Here is a 19,991-nt window from a genome sequence, read left to right as displayed (position 1 = left end):
TTCAAAAAAAGAATTTCTGGTAACATCAGAAATTCTTTTTTTATGGTAGACAATGTCTGCCAAATGTTTATAATAAAACAGAAATATAAATGAATACTGTTAAATGGGAGAGCAAAATCTATGAACAATCTTAGACACATGATGAGGCCTCTCGATTTCTCTGTTGAAGAGCTGGATCAGCTTTTTGACGTTGCAAATGACATCGAGAAAAACATGAGTGCCTACTCACACAAATGCGATGGTAATATCCTCGCTACCTGTTTCTATGAACCTAGTACCAGAACAAGACTCAGCTTCGAAACAGCAATGCTTAGACTTGGAGGTCAGATCATCGGTTTTGCCGATGCCAGCAGTTCTTCAGTTTCCAAAGGCGAAAGTGTCGCCGATACAATTCGTGTTATTTCCAGTTTTGCTGATATATGTGCCATGCGTCATCCAAAGGAAGGTGCTCCAATGGTTGCAGCAGCAAATTCTACTATTCCCGTAATTAATGCCGGTGACGGCGGTCACCACCACCCCACTCAGACTCTAACAGATCTTCTTACAATCAGATCTCTTCATGGTTCACTTGACGGATTTACCATTGGCCTTTGCGGCGATCTTAAATTTGGCAGAACCGTTCACTCACTGATAAATGCATTAGTCAGATACAAAGATATCCATTTTATTTTCATATCTCCCAAGGAGCTTAAGGTTCCGGACTACATCACAGACCTCTTAAATGATAACGGCATTACCTACGAGGAAGTCATCAAGCTTGAAGACGTTATGGACAGACTTGATCTCCTGTACATGACAAGAGTTCAGAAGGAACGTTTCTTCAACGAAGAAGATTACATTCGTCTTCGTGATTTCTATATCCTGAATGAGGAAAAGATGGCCCTTGCAAAAAAGGACATGCATGTGCTCCATCCTCTCCCGAGAGTAAACGAGATCTCCGTAGAAGTTGACAAGGACCCAAGAGCTGCATATTTCAAGCAGGTTCAGTATGGTCTATATGTGAGAATGGCTCTTATCCTTACTCTTCTCGACAAGACAGACGCCCACATGAATCATGATCTTCTTAGAATATTCTAAGGATCACCCTTTAACTACACATATAAGGAAGGTACAAAAATGCTTAATGTAGGAAAAATTGAAGAAGGCTTCGTTCTGGATCATATCAAAGCCGGCAGAAGCATGCAGATATATCACCACTTAGGTCTTGATAAGCTAGACTGCACTGTTGCTATTATAAAAAACGCAAGAAGTAATGTCATGGGTAAAAAGGATATTCTGAAGGTAGAATGTGACATCGATACTCTGGACCTGGATATCCTGGCATTTATCGACCACAACATCACTGTTAACGTAATAAAAGAAGGCGAGATTGTAGAAAAGAGAGCTCTTTTCCTCCCTCATCAGATAAAAGACGTCATCAAATGTCACAATCCCCGCTGCATATCATCTATCGAGCAGGGGCTGCCACATATCTTCTATCTTGCAGATGAAGAAAAGGAAATCTATCGCTGCCAGTACTGCGATGAGAAATATCAGGAAACTTTCTAGGTAAAGCAGGATTTCGCCAGCGTGGCAATAACAAATAAGCATTCCATAAAATAAAAGAACTTCCAATCCTGAAGCATTACCAGTTCCGGAATTGGAAGTTTTTGAATTAATTACCGCACTCTACACTGATTTCATTGAACAGATGCATGATCTGTTCAGAATCCATCTTCTTTTTCTCTTCTCCGACCTTATCAAGGATAACTGATCCTTCATGCATCATGAGAAGTCTGTCGCCGTATTCCACCGCATATCTAAGGTTATGAGTAACCATTATGGTGGTAACGTGCTTTTCACGAACAATCTTATCTGTGAGCTCCATAATGATGTCCGCTGTCTTGGGATCAAGGGCAGCTGTGTGCTCATCAAGAATCAGGAATTCAAGCGGTGTCATGGTACTCATAAGAAGCGCAACTGCCTGCCTCTGACCGCCCGAGAGAGCACCCACCTTGGTATAGAGCTTATCCTCAAGACCAAGTCCAAGGCTCTTTAACATCTCTCTGTAATAATCCTTACGATTCTTATTTACTCCCGGCTGAAGTCCGAATATCTTGCCCTTGTTATCGGCGATTGACATATTCTCAAGGATATTCATGGAAGGACAGGTTCCCTTTGAAGGATCCTGATATACTCTTCCGATGGTCCTGTGTCTGATGTAATCCTTCTGAGAAATGATGTTCTCTCCGTTTACAAGAACCTCGCCCTTATCAGCTGCAATGCTTCCGCAGATGATATTAAGCATTGAGGTCTTACCTGAACCGTTACTTCCAACAACAGCTACAAACTGTCCGTCCGGAACTACCAGATTGAAATCATCGAAAAGGCACATCTCATTGACGCTGCCCGGATTGTAATTTTTATAGATTGATTTAAGCTCCAGCATTCTCAGGTCCTCACTTTCTTCCTGTCTCTCGTGATAATAAGGATCAAAAGGAAAAGAACCGCAGTTATAAGCTTAAGATCCGTGGACTGAAGTCCGCACTTGATTGCAATAGCAACACAGGCTTTATATACAATCGCACCTATTACAACGCTTGTTGTAACCTTAAAGAATGAAATCTTTTTAAGAAGGGCTGTTCCGATAATAACGCTTGCAAGTCCGATTACAGCAGTACCTGTTCCCATGGAAACATCAAAATACCTCTGCTGCTGAGCGTAAATGGAACCGGAAAGTGCCACAAGACCATTTGCAATAGCAAGACCGATGATCCTGACCTTACCTCTGTCAACACCCATGGATGTAACAAGGACATCGTTATCACCTACTGCCTGAAGCATAAGTCCTGAACGGGTTCTGAGATACCAATCAAGAATACTCTTAACAATAACTGTGATTATAAGAAGAATAATTACTGACTGGAACTTAGCGACAACAGGCGGGAGCTTTTCAAAAATCCCATTTATAAACCTGTTATCGAAAATTGTGTAGTAATCATACATGGGAAGATTAGCTCTTCCTGCTATTCTAAGGTTTATCGAATATAAACCTGTCATCATGATAATACCTGCAAGCAGGTCTCTGACATGAAAAACCACATGAATGATACCTGTGCAGACACCGATAAGACATCCCGCCGCAAAGCATATAGGAAGTGTCAAAAGCGGATGAACGCCAAATCTTATCATAACAACAGCAAGGCAGATCCCGAAGGGGAATCCGCCGTCTACTGTCATATCCGGAAAATCCAGAATTTTATAGGTTATATACATTCCAAGGGCCATTATCGCATAGCAGAGCCCCTGTTCAAGTACGCTTACCAGAAGAGCCATAACTTCACCTGTTCTTTACTTTATTTCTTAATTGTCGCTTTCTGTGCCGTCAGCGATCGTATCATAAACTTCAGCAGCTTCTGATACAAGGCTCTCATCAAGAGTCATGCTGATCTTCTCAGCGGCAGCTGTATTTACATAGAGGCTGGGCTCGTCGATAACCTCGAAAGGCATCTCCTCTGCCTTGCTCTCGCCAAGAAGCACCTTAGCTGCCATCTCACCTGTCTGGATACCAAGCTGCATGTAGTCAAGACCCATGGCTGCTACGCAACCAACCTTAACCTGCTCAACCTCAGAACCAAATACAGGAATGCCCTGCTCGTTTGCATAGCTGAGAACTGTCTGAAGACCTGAAACTACTGTGTTATCTGTAAGGTTGTTGATGCAATCAACCTTGGTAACAAGATCAGCTGCAGCCATATCAAGGTCTGCAAGAGTGTTGATACCGCTGTCTACAATCTCAAAGCCATACTCAGCAGCGTGCTCTTTGTACTGAGCGATTGTGCTCTCTGAGTTAGTCTCACTTGTTGTGAAAAGAATACCGATCTTCTTTGCATCGGGAAGCATCTTTCTGATCATATCAAGCTGCTGTGTTACAGCAAGTGCATCAGATGTACCTGTGATATTTCCTACAGGTGTTCCATCCTCTTTTGCAAGCTCTGCTGCTACCGGATCAGAAACTGCTGAATAAATTACAGGAACCTGTGTACCGAGAGCTGAATTGTAAGCACTCATAGCACTGGGTGTTGCGATACCACAGATAAGATCAACGCCGTCAGCTACAAAAGCATCTGAAATCTGGCTTGCTGTGCCTGTATCTGCCTGAGCATTCTGGAAGTGAATTGTAAGGTTCTCACCTTCCTTAATTCCCTTGTTCTCAAGGCCCTTAATGAAGCCCTCTCTGCAGTTATCAAGTGAACCGTGCTCAGCGAACTGAGAAATACCAATTACATACTCGCCTTTAGCCTCTTCAGAAGCTTCAGCGTCAGCCTCTTCGGAAGCTTCAGCGTCAGCCTCATCAGCTGTTTCCTCTGTAACTTCTTCTGTAACCTCAGCTTCCTGCTCTTCATCTGCTGCTTCCTCTACCTGTGAATCCTCAGCAGATGCATCAGCTTCAGAAGACTCCTCAGAAGCTACCTCTGTGTTAACTGTGTCATCGCTTGTCTTACGATTGTCTCCACAACCTGTAACCATAGTTACCATCATGGATGCAGCAATAATTGCCGCAAGCATCTTCTTTTTCATAATTTACTCCTCCTCTGCGTTACACTCTGTTACTGTAAACTATCATAGTGAATAACGCTTTAATAATACAATTTTATAGGTGCAAATGTCAATAAAAAAGGACCTGGGGCGTATTGCCTCAGGTCCCATATAAAACTATGTATTAGTATCCGAATTCCTGTGCCCAGTAGTAATTTCCGTTAGGTGCCTGATATACTGCAATACCTACTGACTTGAAGCCACCATCCATGATGTTAGCTGCGTGTGTAGGTGATGCCATCCAAGCATCTACTACTGACTCACCTGTGTTGTAAAGCTTTGCAAGGTTCTCACCAAACATAACTGTACTGTCAACTGTGTACCAAGCATCTCCATTGGGTCTGCTGTGGGAGAATACATCAACGATCTCCTTAGCACGAACAAGTGCTGCCTGTGTAAGCTGATCATTCCAATTAAGAATGCTAAGACCTGCTGCTGTACGCTTCTGGTTTACAAGATTGAATGCTGTTGTAGCAGCTGCAAGTGCTGCCTCACTACTATCAGCCTCTCCTGCAAGGATAAGAGCTCCCTCATCGATGTAAATTGTATCGATATCCTCATCGATACCTCTGACAGCAGCCATGTCATCAATTGTCTGTACCTGCTTCTCCCCGCAAGCCACAACTGTAAGTGTTAATACAGCTACAAGTAATGTTGCTATAACTCTCTTAAACTTCTCCATATGAATTCCTTCCCATAAAAACTAAGTGGTTTTCTACTAAATATATCATACCACTTTTATCATAAATGTCAATCATTTTTTCAAACATTTTTGCATTTATGATTAGAAAAAATATTATTTTATTTCATTTCTTCTTTTTGAAGGTATACTTCTGTTTTTTAGCACCTGCCTTCTTAAAGAGACGAACGAGTTTATTATACTTCGTTTTGTTCTTACAATAAATAGTTATTTTACAGTTATTGTTCATTCCGGTAAAAGCGCCGCTCTTAACGGTAGCCAGGGCGTTGCCGTATACCTTCAGAGTCTTAAGCTTTGTAGTGTTCTTAAGAGCGTTCTTGCCGATCTTCTTTATCGTTGCAGGAATTGTCAGTTTCTTAAGCTTTTTCAGATTCTTAAGAGCATTGCTTTCAATCTCTGTAACTGTATAGGTTACGCCATTCTCATCTGTGACAGTGGAAGGGATTGTTATACTTGTGGCATTCTTATTTCCTGCCTTGGTATAAGAAACTGTCATACCATCTGAGGATGTAACCTTGTATGAATCGCTGTTATTGCCAGTGGTCTTAACCTGAATGGTTGTGCCTTTATCCTTGGGTTTGGGATTAACTGTTACCTGACACTCTGCAGAAAGACGATTTTCATCCGTTACAACTCTGACTATTGTCGTCCCTGCCTCCATGGCAATAAAAGTACTTCCGCTTAAAGCAACAATACTCTCATCATCTGTCTCAAGGAAGTAATTTCTATTTCCGGCATTAGCAGGAGTTATCGTGGGTGTAAGGGTAAACGTATCACCTACAAGAACACTCTTTGTTGTCTCAGGTATACTTACGCCGGTTACTTCAACGTATGGATCATGCTCCATGGCGCTTTCAGAGGTATTTGTAACATAGCTGTATGTGTAATGTGTCCCATAAGCTATGGGCATTTTGTAGCCACTATAAGCGCTGTTTGGCACTCTGATGTGACTTGGTGACATGGATGCAAACTGAGAGGTTGTCCTGTTAAACCATTTGGCATAATCCCCATTATTTGCCCATGTAGTATCGACCTCATACCATCTACCGTCAAGTTTAACAATATTCCAGGCATGGCCTCCGCCATTACCGATACCGCCTATTACCATGGAATCAATGCCAAGACTGTCCATGATCATTTCAAATCCTGCAGAATAGCCATCGCAGACAGCGAATTGCTCATGTAATGATCCCCAGGCAGTATGAGACAGATTAAATGCCCCGGTTACACTTTTATCAGCAGCACAGGCATAGTCGTAATCAATATCTTCAGAGTAATAATCATATACTCTCTGCTCTGTAACAGCCGGCCAGCTGCTTACAAAGTTATTGCTTCTTATATAACTAAGATAGCTATTAAGCCCCTGCGTTATCTGACTATCAATCGTCGCAAACTGGGTATTGTCATAAAACGCTTTTAGAATAAAACAAAAGCTTACTTCAGTCTTATCTCCAACTATATGACCATATCCATATGTAAACACAGGCCAGCACATAAAGAACTCAATCCTGTCCGGATAATCATAATAAAGCGCCTGCTTTGCACAGTTTAATTGGTCACTGAAATCCGGATCAAAGCCAGTCTTCGTGGTAGTTTTTTCAATCACATACTCATACTGCTCATATTCATCTTTATTATCTGATACGTTAACATTATAAGGAATGTATTTTCCCTGAGATATAGCATTATACAATGCCAAATACAGAGTCTTTTCATCGCTGGAAAGATATTTATAGTGCTCTCCCGTTGAAGCTGCAAAGCCATTTAAAACCGCAGGCTCATCAAGCTCTCTTGCTTCTTCATCCGTAATCTCAAAAATGCCTAAGTTATTTACATCCGGGGCAATACTTAAGCCCCCGGTAGGAAGTTTATTACCGGCATTAACACCAAGACTACCTACAGGGAGCATCAATAATGCTGCGCATGCAAAAATCAACAATGCAACTTTTCTTACATATTTAATTGCCATACAAAATCCCTAACCTTTTTAACCCTGGATGTACATCAAAAGCTGATGATCCGTTTACTTTTTCTTCTTATATTTAAATGTGCCTGTCTTTAGTCCTGCTGTCTTCAGCTTTTTGACTACACTGTTAAATATCCGCTTATTCTTGGCGTAAACTACTACCTTTACCTTCTTCGCAGAATTCCGGAAAGCCTTGGAACCCAGTTTTTTAAGGTAATTACCATTAACCTTCACAGAGCTTAGCTTCTTACAGCCTGCTGTTGCCCTGCTGCCAATTTTTGTAACTTTGGACGCAGACATATCAATGGTGGTAAGATTCTTACAGTTCTTAAAAGCGCCATTTCCAATAATTTCCACATTTCTGCCAAGCTTTATTTCTTTAACCTTAGTGCATCCTGCAAAAGCTTCCTCTGCAATCTCGGTAACAGGATACTTATTTCCATTGATTACGATATTATCAGGAATAATAATTTTTCTTTCATTAAAAGAACTGCCGGATGATAGTACAGCTCCTCCGTCAGAGGATAACCTATATTCTACTCCGCCTGTCAGGTATGTTCTATCTGATGCGCTTCCATCAGCCGAACCTTCCGCTTCTACAGAAGCACTATTTTCTTTTACTTCGGCGCTATTTCCCGATTCATCTTCCGAATAATTGTTTTCCCTATAGGCATATCTGCTTCCGTAAGCCTTATCTATAAGTATGCCTGTATAGGGGTGGACTCTGATATGCTTATAGCCGTTTATTCCGCTGCTGTACTGATCAGTGGTTTTATTATAAAAAATATGGGTGATGACATCATTAGTATCATCCCAGGTAGTGTCCTCTTCATACCATTCGCCGTCCAGCTTAACCATAGACCATGCATGGCCGCCAACACTTCCGGATGCATAGACTGCACCTGTAACCACCTTTGCTTCAATACCCAGCTCCTTAAGTAAAAGAGCATATCCCGTGGCATAACCATCACAAACCGCGCTGCCCTCACACAAAGCGCCGTAGGCTGTGTGGGCATTATTGTAATATCCTGAATTTCCGGAGTTATAGGATACCGGATAATTAAAGCTCACCCTGCTTATGAAAAAATCATGGGCATTTAAAACTGTCTGTGCAGGATTCGATGAATTAACAAGGCCAGATGAGCGCATCTGATCCGCATAGTTTTTTGCTTTAGCCGTTATCTGGCTGTTCATTTGCTCGTAATTGTCCTTGGTATAAGGCCTCATAAGGATATAATCCTTATAAGTGCTTCCATTTTTAAACTCATAGACCTCTGCCTCACACATGTAATACTCAACATTTTCCATGTGATCATAGCAAAGGGCTTCTATAGCTTCATTGACGATTTCAGTACACAGCGGCGTACTTCCTGTATAATATGCAATCCTGCTGCTTGTTCCCGTGTAGAATTTATAAGCAACAGCTGCAACAGCTGTCTCTGAATTACGGCTTGGAAGCGAGCTTCCGTAAGCAAGACGCCTGCTACTGTCAGCAGCTATATACATTCCGTCATATAGATCCTTCTTGATATCACTATCAAGTCTTTCATAGTAATATCCATGATCTACAGTAACTGCACTTGCTCTTTTTAATAATCTTTTTTCGGAATAATCAGAATCAAAAGCTTCCTCTGCATCTTTTGCAGGGACACCCGGATGATCGCCGACCGGCAATGAGCTTATCTGCTCAGAAAAATCAGGTGTTGCAGCATGCGCAATCTCGGGTGCGAACTTATTAAAGCCACAGGTTATAAAGACTGTGGTCAAAACAGCCGCTATAAGCTTTGCGAATGACTTCTTCCCCCTCATAGGCGCACCTGATAATTAAAACAACAACTTCAGAATACCTACATCAAATATTTTACCACTTTACTGTCATTTTTAAGTCTTATCTGGTATGAAATTTTTATAAAAACAGCATGGCCAATCTAATGACTATTTATCAAAGGTCTGTACCTTCACAGTATGAAGTACAAATCTCTGTCCGCTTCCCGACTGCCCTGAGCAGGTGGAAAGCGTAAGAAGCGATGGATAATCCCCAAAGCTAAGCTCTGATGGAATCTCATACATGGTGTTTCTGCTGATGTATTTTAAATAGTCATCATATTCTTCTTCATTTGTCACTTCCGTGTAGCTGTATGACCCCTGGGTCGTTCTGTAATAAGCAAAAATCCGGTACTTAAGCACCTGATCCTTGGTGTAGATATAGACATAAGGATTATCCTTTATCACATCCTCGCCGCCGGACTTATAAATACTCTTAAGGGAGCCAAACATGGAATTGTTTTTCATATTATGGCCAAATACCATATCGCTGTAGCCGCAGAAATTCTCATCACTAAGTACATCCATGAAAATACAGCCGGCTTTGTTGTATTTGCCGTCAAAGGTCCTGTAAAGATACTGATCTATGGTCTGTTCCTTAACAACAGGATAATTGATCTTGGAAACAGCAGGGAAATACAGCCATCCGATAAAATCAGAATTGATCTCCTCCAGCGCATCAAAATTGATATCAAGGTTTGGATAGGTTCCTATGATTTCGCCGTTATCATCTGTTACAACTACGTCCTCTATAGTATCCTCTTTTTCTGTGATGTAATTATCCCTCAGATCGTCATACTCATTTACTGCAACTGCATATTCCTTCTGATCCCTGTAAAACATTATGCCTTCATACACGACTATTCCAAGGAGTACTATCACAAGTAAAATTCTTATTACCCTGAACGCACTGTTTCCTGCAATTTTATCAGCTTTACTCTCTTTATTCTGACTCATTTCCTGTTCCTTTTTTTATGGCATTATCGCCAAATTTGCCCTTTATAAGGCGTTCCATTTCGCTAAGCTTTTCAAGCTTCTCCTTGCGGATCTTCTCCTTGCGAACTTCCTCCTTGCCGGTTGCCATCCAGTCAAAGAGATTCACCTGTCTGTACTCTCCGTTGTCGAGATTATCTACGCCCACACCTACAAGCCTTATACCCATGCCCTCTTCGAAAAGCCCATTTTCACCGCTAAGAAGATTCCCCAAAAGATACATGGCATTTTCATATATGGTATCAGCGCTGTCAGTTGATTCAGACAGTCTTATCTGCCTTGTAAAGCGCTTAAAATCCGAGGTCTTAACCTGCGCTGTGACAGTTCCGCCAAATACTCCATCCTTCTTAAGTCTGTCAGATACCTTCTCCGACAGATGCCTTACTACAGGCGGCAGATCGCTGTCAAAATTCACCGAGGTAATATCCCCCGGAAGTGTGGTTTCATTGGAGTAGCTCTTGGCATCCTCCTGCTCCGTATGAACAGTATCAGAGCCCATACCATTGGCACTTGCATAGAGATAGTCTCCGAATTTATCACCAAGCTGGGACTTCAAAAAATCAATGCTCTGCTTTGCTGCATCTCCTATAGTCTTAATTCCTATAGATCTTAGCTTTTCAGCGCTTTTCTTACCGCAGCCGTAAAGATCACCTATTTCCAACGGCCACATCTTCTCCTGAATCTCCCAGGGAAAAAGAGTGTGTGTTTTGTCAGGCTTGGTAAAATCACTTGCCATCTTTGCCAGAAGCTTATTACTTGAAATCCCCACATTAACGGTAAAACCAAGCTTTGTTCTGGTCTCATATCTTATGGCTGCTGCCACGTTAAGAGGGTATACTTCTCCAAATTCCGGGGAATCCTTTATTTCATTAAGTATCCTACCCTTTTCATCAGGGCTTAAAGCTGAACCCTCTTCATCATTTTCAAAAAAATCTTCAAAGTGCTCCGTCAAAGCTTTCCTTACATCAAGGCTCTTTAATTCCGTAACATCAAGGTATGCCTCATCTATGGACACCTGCTGCAAAATCTCAGAATAGCTCTGCAGAACTGCTATAAATGCCCTTGAGTATGTCCTATAGGTATTAAAATCAGATTTAACCAAAACAAGCTTGGGGCATTTTTGAAGGGCACTGGTTATGGGCTCAGCTGTCTGAATTCCATATTTCTTAGCTGGAATTGACTTGGCTGTAACTATACCGTGTCTTGTTTTTATATCTCCTCCAACCACTGAAGGAATCGTTCTAAGGTCCACTGCTGCAGGATCATCCTTTAACTGCTTAACTGCAGACCAGGACAGAAAGGCCGAATTAACATCAATATGAAAAATTGTTCTGTTCATACGGCCTCCCCTGATATTTTAATACTTAATATTTAGCACCTTTTGCGCCGCACTTTTTAAAGAGCTTTTTATATTTTGCCTTGTACTTACCAGGGAATTTAATCTTTATCCCATTCTTTGTTTTTCCAAGAGCGTTCTTTCCTACCTTCTTAAGCTTCTTGGAATTTACTGTGAATTTTGAAAGCTTCTTACAATTATAGAATGCCTTTGTGCCTATCTCCTTCACAGTATCAGGCAAGATAATGCTTGTCAGCTTACCGCATCCCTCAAATGCGCTGTTTCCGATCTTTTCGATAGAACTGGATATAGTTATCTTCTTGGCATTTTTGCAGTTCTTAAAAGCTTTTGGAGCAATGGATGTAACTGTGTAGGATGCATCACCCTTAATAATCTTATAAGGCACAGTGTATTTTGTCTGTTTCTTATTAACAGGACCTGCATAAGCAACGGTCATATCACTTGCGGATGTAACCGTATAGTTTGCACCCTTTACCTGAAGGTTCTCCCCCTCAGCTTCAAGCTTTTGAGTGGTTTCCTTTTTACCTGCTGCAGAATCGCCATTACCGGAGTCTGATCCATTACTGTCAGACTTTTTCCATACAGCATAGAGCGTAAGCTCAGCTTCGTTATCAGCTGTAATATGGCCAAGCCCTCCTGCTGTTGTGGAAGAACCGGTTGCAGAGAACTGAGATTTAAGTATGGGATCTGTAGCTCTTATAACATCGCCTTTAACATATTCAGGCGTCGTAGCCCCGGGAGTTCTGCTCCAGCCTATGCATTCATAGCCCTCATTCTCAAAGGCGCACTCCTCTATTGTAATGTCACCATGAATAGTCATTTTATTCCATGACTCTTCTTTTTCATCAGGGAAATAAGACAGCTTAATATCAAGTGGCATCACGTAGAACTGAAGTTTTATCTGAGTAAACCTGCCATTCTTGTCACCTGCCCTTGATTCATTATTACGTACACCTGTGACAAGATAATAAGGATTAGCAGTCGGAATCTTCGCGGTTGCGCTCAAGTCACCACTGCCTGCACCATGAGTTGCAAAGGAAATCTGTGATATCTGTTTAAAATCAGAGCTCGGATTTATATTTTTAACACTCTTCTCCAGCTGCCTATAGACATAGATATCGATGAAGGAAGACTCACCTACATTGCTATATGATGCAGATACCTCATCTCCTCCTTTAAACAAAAACTCCCCTGCAGGGAACTGCTCTGACAAAGCATTTATGGATTCGTTGTTATAATCAAAAATATTTGTGGTATCAATCTGATATGTAGTAGCAAGAACAGTGATGGACGTCATAACAAGCATGGCTGCCGCAGCAAAGATACCAAGCTTCCTGCCTTTAAAGAGCTTTTTAGAAATTTGGGAACTATGGTCACTTGAATTATCAGCGCCAATAACCTTACTGATTCTTTTCATTCTTATATAATTGTCGTTTCGCATATGAATCCCCCTATACAACAAAAACCATAACCACTTCTTATATTATACCATTTTTAGCAAATTGCGGCTCGTTTCATATATAGCAAAAAGCTCCGTCAGCCTATAGACACTGACAGAGCTTTTATTAGGTTCTACATAATAATCAGTCTGTTACAACTACTGCACTTTTACATGATCACCTTATCTCGCATTCTGCCTATTGCATCCATTGCAAGCCTGCTTCTCTCACACTCTTCTGTGGTAAGAGATATCTGCCAGCATAGCTCAGAACCCTTCATGTGCTCTGATGCATAGGACAGACCATTTGTCCTCTCATCAAGGAACGGACGGTCTATCTGATTAGGATCTCCAAGAAGGATTATCTTGGTATCCTTACCTGCTCTGGTGATTATACCCTTGGCCTGGGCCGGGGTCATGTTCTGTGCTTCATCGATGATCAGATAGGTCTTAAGAATGGAACGACCCCTTATGAAGTTGAGAGCCTCGCACTGAACGATGCCTCTCTCGAAGACCTCATCAGTTTTATCCTGAAGTTCCTTCTCATTCTTATAGCGCTCTTCTTCACTTGAATCAATGAGCTGTTCAAGGTTATCAATTATAGGTCTCATAAGAGGTCCTATCTTGTCCTGCTCATCGCCTGGAAGAAATCCTATATCATCATCAAACTGAGAATTAGGTCTGCATACAAGGATTCGTCTGTATTCATCGGTCGGACGATTGATCATCTTCTCAAGACCAACAGCCAGAGAATAGAATGTCTTGGCAGTACCTGCCATACCCTTTACAATTACCAGCGGCGCCTTGTCAGCAGGCTGCATAAGCGCTTCCTGGAGGAAGTACTGTCCTGCATTTCTGGGCGTAACCCCATAAGGCTGCGCCTTTTCAAACTCAAGTTTCTTAATCACTCCATGATCGACCCTACCCATCTGTGTCTTATTGGTGGACTGATCGCTCTGAAGTATTACAAATTCATTTTCATATAGCTCCGGCTTAACCTTTTCCCCCTTTTCATCGCAGATGTACACTGCCTCTACCGGAACGCCTTTTCTCCTGAACTCCTTAAAGATCTCCTCCGGTGCAAATACTCTGATACGGCCGGAGTACTGTTCTCCATGGGACACAACCTGCTCAGTGGTAAAATCCTGAGCCTGAATTCCAAGCAGCTGTGCCTTGATTCTCATGAGAATGTCTTTAGTTACAAGGATAACTTTCTTTTTCTGCGTATCTGAAAGTCCCTTACATACTCTGAGGATACGGTTATCTGATTTATATTCAACCATATCCTTTGGAAGCTCCACATCCTTATAGTTCTTCTCAACTCTAAGTATGGCGCCATCCTGCAGCTCTACCCCTTTTGTCAGATCTCCTTTCTCCCGCAGTGCTTCAAGCAGGCGGATAACTTCACGGACATTGGCACCGCGCTCACCCTCGTCGCGTTTGTGCGTATCCAGTTCTTCAAGTACCACAAGAGGCAGTACGACATCATTATCGTCGAAGCACCTCAACGCATGTGGAGCCTGAATGAGGACGTTAGTATCGAGTACATAGATCTTTTTCATGCACCTTCTCCCCTCTGCTTATGATAGATAACATTTCCTGCTCTCACAGGGTATTATCCCTTTAACCAATTATACCATATTTTGTATTTGGGGAATGTTTTTATTACAATAAATTGTGTTTTTGGAGAAAATTTTATGATTTTCAAATGTCAAAATATAAGCTATACTAAAGATATCTATGAAATTAAATCTTTGGGGAGATAAGCTTTGGCACTTTTTGGGCGAAATACATTCGATGAACTGGATAATGACTACATTCCGCTTGAAGAATTCGCTCCTACCTTAAGCAAGCAGGAGGTTGTTAAGCGTCGCAAGCTTTCTGACCTTATTACTCCCATCAGGGATATTCCCCTGGCTCTCCGTGGCAGGCGCAATCAAATAGAAAAGGACCTTAATGCATTTTGCATAGATCAGGATGAGGATTTTGAGCAGCTCACCGATGATTTTCTTGATATGATAGAGAAGCAAAAGGGACACATAGAGGATGTAGGCACTCTCCTTAAGACCATGGAACAGGTGAGAGGCGCCGCAGAAGCAGTGAGCGCTGCCATTGAAGAAGAGCCTGAATCTCCCGAGCAGCGAAGCTTCATGGCTGAAATCGATATTCCCACTATTAATTTGAAGAATCTGGCTGAAGAATACATGCCCGATCAGGATATAGTAGAGCAGATAAGAAGCTATTCCTCTTTTTCACACATTCTGAAAAAATCCACAGAATATGCCGTTTCTGCCATAAATCAGTACCATGAGCAGGTTAAAAATCTCTCAGATAAGCAAAAGGAGCTCAGCGATCTGGCGGCAGCTGCAGATCTTCTTGCGCTTCATGCCACTATAGATGCTACTCACATGTCTGAAGAGAGCCGCGAATTCTCCACCAAAATCGCCGGAGAAATAAGTGATCTCTCCAGGAAAATTCACGAGCTGTCCGCGTCTCTTGATGCAGAGCTTGGTGTATTGGAGAACGGCTTTAAATCTGTTCATTCCTCCATGCACACAATCGAGTCTGCCCACAGGGACTGCACCAAATATATGGATATGTATTCATCAAATTGCAATGAATACTACAGACAGAGCACCAATTACACCAATATCCTTATCAGCAGCCTATCTACCCTTAACCAGGAGTTTCGCGAGGCCCTGAAAAAGAAGGATTCTGCCACAAAGGATTACCTTAAGGCTTTCAACTCCTTCTGCAAGAAAATATCCAAAAACTACAAGCAGATAAACAGTAAAAATGAAGGCTTAAAGAGTGTGATGGATGGCTGTATCAGAGGTGCCTCCTCTCTTTCCGAGGAAATGGAGACCACTATGGAGCTCATAAGCGAGGTTCGCGAATCACTTATTGCCATCAGGAAAACTGACAGCATAAGAAAAGACAAGTATTCCAAGGCTCTGCTTAAGGCCTTTGATCAGGACCTTGTATGGCTTAGTAATAAGATAGAATCTACCTTCGATAAGGCAGAAGAATCTGATTGATTTATAGAAAAGAATATTACGCGCTGCAAGGCGCATGTATCACAAAAGGACCGGTGCCACGTGGGCACCGGTCCTTTTCCCTCATACTATTAAAACCGCAGAACGATTTAAAATTCAATTGTTATAAAAAGATTTTATCATATCACTGTGATAAATCAATAAGCTTTTCAAAATTTGCAGTCTTTTTATCAAAAATTGCTTTCTTTTATAAGCCAGAAACTAATTATTAGTTTATCAGATAATCCGCAAATTACAAGCTTTTTGCGGGAAACTTTAGAAAAATTATCGTTTCCTTTAACTTTTAATGTTTATCACTGCTGAATTTCCTTATCACTCTGCTCTAAAACAGCTCTCAGAATCTCATGTATCTTGGTCTTCCGGAGCTTACCACATAATCTTCTGCACAGATAAACGCAACCAGCTTACCTTTGTAGTAAAACTCAGTTCTGTTACCTCCATGTCCGTTCATCACGAGATTAATGGAATCTATTCTGATACACTCAGAGGATTCAACATACCAGATATCCGAAACATTCTGTGCATAGGTTATTACAAAATCCTTCAGTTCACAGTAATGGAATCTGTCATAGGTGATCAGCATCCTGCCATGAGGTGACTCCCGGCGTCCTGCTTTGGGTATTCTGGCTGCAACGACTTTAATCCTGCCGCTTTTCATACGTCTGAAGGAGATCATCAGCTCATGTCCCTCAGAAAGTGCCTGATATAACACAAAAGGATGGGTACTGCAGTAAAGCCTCTCACTGCCATATCCAAGCTTTCTTCGAAGCTGTGTAAGAGCCAGCCTTACCTTTGCAAGAAAAGCTTCATCCTCCGAGGCTCTTCTGACCTGTAGCCTAAGCGTGACTGCATACTCAGCCTGAAGATAATAGGAATAAGCCTGCGCGATATCTACAGAGCCTCCTTCTCCCTTCCTGTACATATCACCCATTTCATAGGCAGCTTCGGCAAATCTGCATCTGTAATGTCCGATTCCCTCGCTTATGAACTTTTTTAATTCGGTGCGGTACTCATGTCGCTTTTTCGTGCGAATGCCTACCCTGCTCTCGTCTCTTTCTTTCATAGTCCATATGATATCATACTTTCCCTCGCTTTACACAAGGGTTTTTATCTATTATAATCGGCATGACGACTGTTTTAGGAGGGGATTATGAACACAGTTAAACAGAAATTTTCACATCTTGGTTTTGCATTGATTGCATATCTCGCAATCGCAAATGTTCTTGGCTCAATATCTTCCGGGATTTATACATTTATAAAAATACTCGCTGAAATGATAAGCACAGCATCGGCAGGCGGTGACTTGTCCAAATACACGGATCTTGGCTATATAACATCTATGTCCGCCGGTCTTGCTTCTGACCCGTTGATGCTTGTAATTATTTCAATGTTACCCGGCTACTTTATAGGAGTACCGCTTACCCTATTGATAATCAACGCCAAAAAGTACAGGGATGTTCCCCTTAAGGGCCTTAATCTCTACACTCCCTACGAAAAAACCATGAAGAGAGATCTGTCTGTTAAAGAATTCCTCATGTTTTTCTTGTTTACATTCCCTATGGGAATAATCGGATCTTCCATTGGTGCAGGTCTTGCAGCGATATTTACCCGTTTGACAGGCTTTGATATGTCAAACATCCTTGATTCCGTTCTCGTTGGTATGAACCCTGTGGCGGTACTTATTTCAACAGTAATCCTTGCGCCGATATTTGAAGAAATACTCTTCCGCTATGGTGTTATCGGCTATGCAAGACGCTACGGCGAATGGAACGCCATCATAGTATCAGCCGTGATATTTGGTCTTATACACACCAATGTTTTCCAGTTTTTCTATGCATTTTTACTTGGAGTATTGTTTGGCTACATCTATGTATATACAAGGCAGTTAAAGTACACCATCGGTCTCCACATACTGTTCAACTTCTTTGGAGCCTTTGTTCCGCTTTTGATTTCACCGGATACCAGCCTGACACCGGCACTTGCCATTTACTCCGGATTGCAATATTTCGTTGCTGCTGTAGGCCTTGTATTCCTGATTCTGTTTATTAAAAAAGGAAATCTTTTAAAGACAACTGAAGGGTCCCCGGTACCCGGAATCTGCAGCAAGGATTCATTCCTTAACTTCGGAATGATCAGCTTTATCATCGTGTGTCTGGCTCTTACAGTATTCATCAGCTTTTCTAATTCGGTTCTGGAATCGCTGATGTAGAAATTCTTTACTGTATTATCTTTAGAAGAATAATAAGACATAAAGATGCCCCGGTAGGTCTTTACCGGGGCTGAGTTTTTCTATGAAATTAGAGCATCTCTACTCTCTGCTGTGAGAAATCGGCATAGCCGTTCTTATACAGCTCCTGAACGAATTCAATGGCATCCTGACCGGATTCTTCAATTGGAACATCCTGGCTGTAGATGAACTCAATCTTGTTTCCGTTCGCCATAATGAAATTTATCTGGGTTCCGATGATCTGTCCATCACCCACATCCATTCCAACTACTTCGACATCAGTTACTTCTCTTACTCTTCCGGCTGCAAATAATACTCTCATTTGATGTCCTCCTTGGTCTAAGTATTACTCCGCATCATCTACGGGGTCACTTAGTTCGTTAAGCTTGTTTGCCTGTTTATAAATACCATCCAGAGCCTTTCTGAATGCTTCAAACTTATTAACAGCTTCCTGAGCATTTGTAAGTCCATCGTTGGAAAGTGCAGCAACCTCTTCACTGGTAGCTGACAGATTGGAGATACTGTCATTTATCTCATTGGTGGATTCATTGATCAGCTCCATGCTGCCACCGATATCGTTAATATTTGAAAGAAGTTCTGCAACATTGCGATCAATTGTCTCGAATGCCTCTGCTGTATCTCGAATAACTTCATTCTGAAGTTCAACGGATTCAACAGTGTTATCAATACTCTCCATGGCCTTATTGGCATCTTCTGTAAGTTCACCGATGATCTTGGTGATCTCACTGGATGCGTTATTAGTCTGCTCTGAAAGCTGTCTGATATCTTCTGCAACTACAGCAAAGCCTTTTCCTGCTTCGCCTGCTCTTGCTGCCTCGATGGAAGCATTCAGCGCAAGTAGGTTGGTCTGCTTGGAAATAGCCATGATGGATCCGAGAATCTTCTGAACCTCTTCTACCTTATCAATAACTGCCTTTGTGGAATCAGCAGTAACATTACTTGCATCTCTAACGCCTCTTGCCTTATCTCTGAGAACTTCGATTGTCTCAGCCACCTGAGAAACGATTTCCTGAGTATTCTTGGAGGATTCTATCATTCTGTCACGCTGAGTATCAGCAACCGCTGTCTGTTCCTTGATCTCGGATACTTTCTGAGCCTCATCGGTAACAGCCTGAGCTGTACTCTCTGTAGATGTAGCTATATCACGCATTCCGGAGCTTGTATTCTCAATGATCTGCTCAAGCTCTTCTACATTACCCTGAGCCTGATCAAACAGCTTTGAGATTCTGCTTGCAATCTTGCTCATCTCCTTGGATGTAGCTTCCTGAGTTTCTGTATGCTCCTGAATTGTAGCGTTATTTTCTTCATTAAATGCGAGAATAAGTGAAATTGAGAAATAAGCTGCCATTACGCAAAGGAGAGTTGCAATTCCGAAGATTGCAACCTCGGCGCTGACTGCACCCTTTGCAATAATTACACGAAAAGCCGTAATGACGGACATAATTCCAATGGCTGTACTTCCGCCAATTACGATTCTCTTATTCATATAGATCATAGATGAAAACAGTATGGCAAGACCAAATACTCCACAACCGATCTGCACTTCAACTACCATAACGATTATGTAGGAAACGGTCGCACCGAGCATGATCATTGCTGCTCCTATCCTGTTATCCCTGAATTTTATAGCTGCCACATTCATGATAACAATGCTGACTGCAAAAGCTATAAGCTCCAGAATTCTTCCTACTGTAAAACCAGTTCTTGTTCCTTCATAGATGAAGGCTATGGCACAAACAACGACTATGATCATACATACTGTAAGTGCTCTTTGATTAGCTCTTTGGAATTGTTCCTTATTCATCTTTTTTCCTCCTGATCAGGATACTCG

At 41.8% G+C, this 19,991-nt stretch carries 17 protein-coding genes; 4 read left to right on the top strand and 13 right to left on the bottom strand.

Translation table 11 applies throughout. The annotated features are described in order from the left end of the window. Positions 1 to 120: 120 nt before the first annotated feature. The gene (gene pyrB, locus G603_RS0102595; RefSeq protein WP_026524050.1) at positions 121 to 1,077 is read left to right on the top strand and encodes an aspartate carbamoyltransferase; all 957 of its coding nucleotides are present in this window, start codon (positions 121 to 123) and stop codon (positions 1,075 to 1,077) included. A gap of 39 nt (positions 1,078 to 1,116) precedes the next feature. After that, positions 1,117 to 1,548 carry an aspartate carbamoyltransferase regulatory subunit gene (locus tag G603_RS0102590; RefSeq protein WP_026524051.1) on the top strand — a complete coding sequence of 144 codons (432 nt, stop codon included), beginning with the start codon at positions 1,117 to 1,119 and terminating at the stop codon, positions 1,546 to 1,548. A 106-nt stretch (positions 1,549 to 1,654) separates the two neighbouring features. Here G603_RS0102590 and G603_RS0102585 read toward each other — a convergent pair whose 3' ends face one another. The 10 genes from G603_RS0102585 to G603_RS0102540 form a co-directional block, all read right to left on the bottom strand. Beyond that, positions 1,655 to 2,428: an ABC transporter ATP-binding protein gene (locus G603_RS0102585; protein WP_026524052.1), complete on the bottom strand. Its 774-nt coding sequence runs from the start codon at positions 2,426 to 2,428 to the stop codon at positions 1,655 to 1,657. A 2-nt stretch (positions 2,429 to 2,430) separates the two neighbouring features. Continuing rightward, positions 2,431 to 3,315, bottom strand: a complete 885-nt coding sequence (locus tag G603_RS0102580) for an ABC transporter permease (RefSeq protein ID WP_026524053.1) — start codon at positions 3,313 to 3,315, stop codon at positions 2,431 to 2,433. Positions 3,316 to 3,342: 27 nt separating this feature from the next. Further along, complete coding sequence (locus G603_RS0102575; RefSeq protein ID WP_026524054.1) at positions 3,343 to 4,560, bottom strand: ABC transporter substrate-binding protein; 1,218 nt, start codon at positions 4,558 to 4,560, stop codon at positions 3,343 to 3,345. A gap of 142 nt (positions 4,561 to 4,702) precedes the next feature. Continuing rightward, the gene (locus tag G603_RS0102570; RefSeq protein ID WP_155830971.1) at positions 4,703 to 5,260 is read right to left on the bottom strand and encodes a CAP domain-containing protein; all 558 of its coding nucleotides are present in this window, start codon (positions 5,258 to 5,260) and stop codon (positions 4,703 to 4,705) included. A 124-nt stretch (positions 5,261 to 5,384) separates the two neighbouring features. Further along, the gene (locus tag G603_RS0102565) at positions 5,385 to 7,247 is read right to left on the bottom strand and encodes a leucine-rich repeat protein (protein WP_026524056.1); all 1,863 of its coding nucleotides are present in this window, start codon (positions 7,245 to 7,247) and stop codon (positions 5,385 to 5,387) included. A gap of 54 nt (positions 7,248 to 7,301) precedes the next feature. Then, entirely contained in the window at positions 7,302 to 9,053 is a 1,752-nt protein-coding gene (locus tag G603_RS0102560; protein WP_026524057.1) for a leucine-rich repeat protein, read from the bottom strand. Between the two features lie 126 nt (positions 9,054 to 9,179). Continuing rightward, entirely contained in the window at positions 9,180 to 10,025 is an 846-nt protein-coding gene (locus G603_RS18975) for a class B sortase (protein WP_026524058.1), read from the bottom strand. Continuing rightward, positions 10,012 to 11,400 carry a DNA polymerase Y family protein gene (locus G603_RS18970; RefSeq protein ID WP_026524059.1) on the bottom strand — a complete coding sequence of 463 codons (1,389 nt, stop codon included), beginning with the start codon at positions 11,398 to 11,400 and terminating at the stop codon, positions 10,012 to 10,014. Before G603_RS18970 ends, G603_RS18975 begins: the two co-directional genes overlap by 14 nt. Before the next feature lie 25 nt (positions 11,401 to 11,425). Further along, the gene (locus tag G603_RS0102545; RefSeq protein WP_026524060.1) at positions 11,426 to 12,859 is read right to left on the bottom strand and encodes a leucine-rich repeat domain-containing protein; all 1,434 of its coding nucleotides are present in this window, start codon (positions 12,857 to 12,859) and stop codon (positions 11,426 to 11,428) included. 167 nt (positions 12,860 to 13,026) lie between these two features. Further along, entirely contained in the window at positions 13,027 to 14,418 is a 1,392-nt protein-coding gene (locus tag G603_RS0102540) for a PhoH family protein (protein WP_026524061.1), read from the bottom strand. Between the two features lie 207 nt (positions 14,419 to 14,625). On the opposite strand from G603_RS0102540, the gene G603_RS0102535 reads away from it, so the two are divergent. Next, the gene (locus G603_RS0102535; RefSeq protein WP_026524062.1) at positions 14,626 to 15,894 is read left to right on the top strand and encodes a hypothetical protein; all 1,269 of its coding nucleotides are present in this window, start codon (positions 14,626 to 14,628) and stop codon (positions 15,892 to 15,894) included. Positions 15,895 to 16,246: 352 nt separating this feature from the next. On the opposite strand, the gene G603_RS0102530 is transcribed toward G603_RS0102535, so the two are convergent. Further along, a complete protein-coding gene (locus G603_RS0102530) occupies positions 16,247 to 16,975 on the bottom strand; it encodes an SEL1-like repeat protein (RefSeq protein WP_026524063.1) in 729 nt (242 codons plus the stop codon). An 87-nt stretch (positions 16,976 to 17,062) separates the two neighbouring features. On the opposite strand from G603_RS0102530, the gene G603_RS21230 reads away from it, so the two are divergent. Next, positions 17,063 to 18,121 (top strand): CPBP family intramembrane glutamic endopeptidase, encoded by a 1,059-nt coding sequence (locus G603_RS21230; RefSeq protein WP_051197717.1) that lies wholly within the window; start codon positions 17,063 to 17,065, stop codon positions 18,119 to 18,121. A gap of 88 nt (positions 18,122 to 18,209) precedes the next feature. Here G603_RS21230 and G603_RS0102520 read toward each other — a convergent pair whose 3' ends face one another. Both G603_RS0102520 and G603_RS18960 read right to left on the bottom strand, forming a co-directional pair. Next, positions 18,210 to 18,461, bottom strand: a complete 252-nt coding sequence (locus G603_RS0102520) for a hypothetical protein (protein ID WP_026524064.1) — start codon at positions 18,459 to 18,461, stop codon at positions 18,210 to 18,212. Positions 18,462 to 18,485: 24 nt separating this feature from the next. Then, complete coding sequence (locus tag G603_RS18960) at positions 18,486 to 19,964, bottom strand: methyl-accepting chemotaxis protein (protein WP_051197719.1); 1,479 nt, start codon at positions 19,962 to 19,964, stop codon at positions 18,486 to 18,488. Between the last annotated feature and the right edge of the window lie 27 nt (positions 19,965 to 19,991).

It is taken from the genome of Butyrivibrio sp. AE3006 (assembly GCF_000424165.1).
Classification (GTDB): domain Bacteria; phylum Bacillota; class Clostridia; order Lachnospirales; family Lachnospiraceae; genus Butyrivibrio.
This window is presented reverse-complemented; position numbering and strand designations above follow the sequence as displayed.

Excerpts from the sequence above, each read along its gene's own strand:
- G603_RS0102520 (WP_026524064.1), bottom strand. The coding sequence starts at position 18,461 with ATGAGAGTATTATTTGCAGCCGGAAGAGTAAGAGAAGTAACTGATGTC.
- G603_RS0102530 (WP_026524063.1), bottom strand. The coding sequence starts at position 16,975 with ATGAAAGAAAGAGACGAGAGCAGGGTAGGCATTCGCACGAAAAAGCGA.
- G603_RS0102585 (WP_026524052.1), bottom strand. The coding sequence starts at position 2,428 with ATGCTGGAGCTTAAATCAATCTATAAAAATTACAATCCGGGCAGCGTC.
- G603_RS0102590 (WP_026524051.1), top strand. The coding sequence starts at position 1,117 with ATGCTTAATGTAGGAAAAATTGAAGAAGGCTTCGTTCTGGATCATATC.
- G603_RS0102580 (WP_026524053.1), bottom strand. The coding sequence starts at position 3,315 with ATGGCTCTTCTGGTAAGCGTACTTGAACAGGGGCTCTGCTATGCGATA.
- G603_RS0102570 (WP_155830971.1), bottom strand. The coding sequence starts at position 5,260 with ATGGAGAAGTTTAAGAGAGTTATAGCAACATTACTTGTAGCTGTATTA.
- G603_RS0102560 (WP_026524057.1), bottom strand. The coding sequence starts at position 9,053 with ATGAGGGGGAAGAAGTCATTCGCAAAGCTTATAGCGGCTGTTTTGACC.
- G603_RS0102575 (WP_026524054.1), bottom strand. The coding sequence starts at position 4,560 with ATGAAAAAGAAGATGCTTGCGGCAATTATTGCTGCATCCATGATGGTA.
- G603_RS0102565 (WP_026524056.1), bottom strand. The coding sequence starts at position 7,247 with ATGGCAATTAAATATGTAAGAAAAGTTGCATTGTTGATTTTTGCATGC.
- G603_RS0102545 (WP_026524060.1), bottom strand. The coding sequence starts at position 12,859 with ATGCGAAACGACAATTATATAAGAATGAAAAGAATCAGTAAGGTTATT.
- G603_RS21230 (WP_051197717.1), top strand. The coding sequence starts at position 17,063 with ATGAACACAGTTAAACAGAAATTTTCACATCTTGGTTTTGCATTGATT.
- pyrB (WP_026524050.1), top strand. The coding sequence starts at position 121 with ATGAACAATCTTAGACACATGATGAGGCCTCTCGATTTCTCTGTTGAA.
- G603_RS18960 (WP_051197719.1), bottom strand. The coding sequence starts at position 19,964 with ATGAATAAGGAACAATTCCAAAGAGCTAATCAAAGAGCACTTACAGTA.
- G603_RS18970 (WP_026524059.1), bottom strand. The coding sequence starts at position 11,400 with ATGAACAGAACAATTTTTCATATTGATGTTAATTCGGCCTTTCTGTCC.
- G603_RS0102540 (WP_026524061.1), bottom strand. The coding sequence starts at position 14,418 with ATGAAAAAGATCTATGTACTCGATACTAACGTCCTCATTCAGGCTCCA.
- G603_RS18975 (WP_026524058.1), bottom strand. The coding sequence starts at position 10,025 with ATGAGTCAGAATAAAGAGAGTAAAGCTGATAAAATTGCAGGAAACAGT.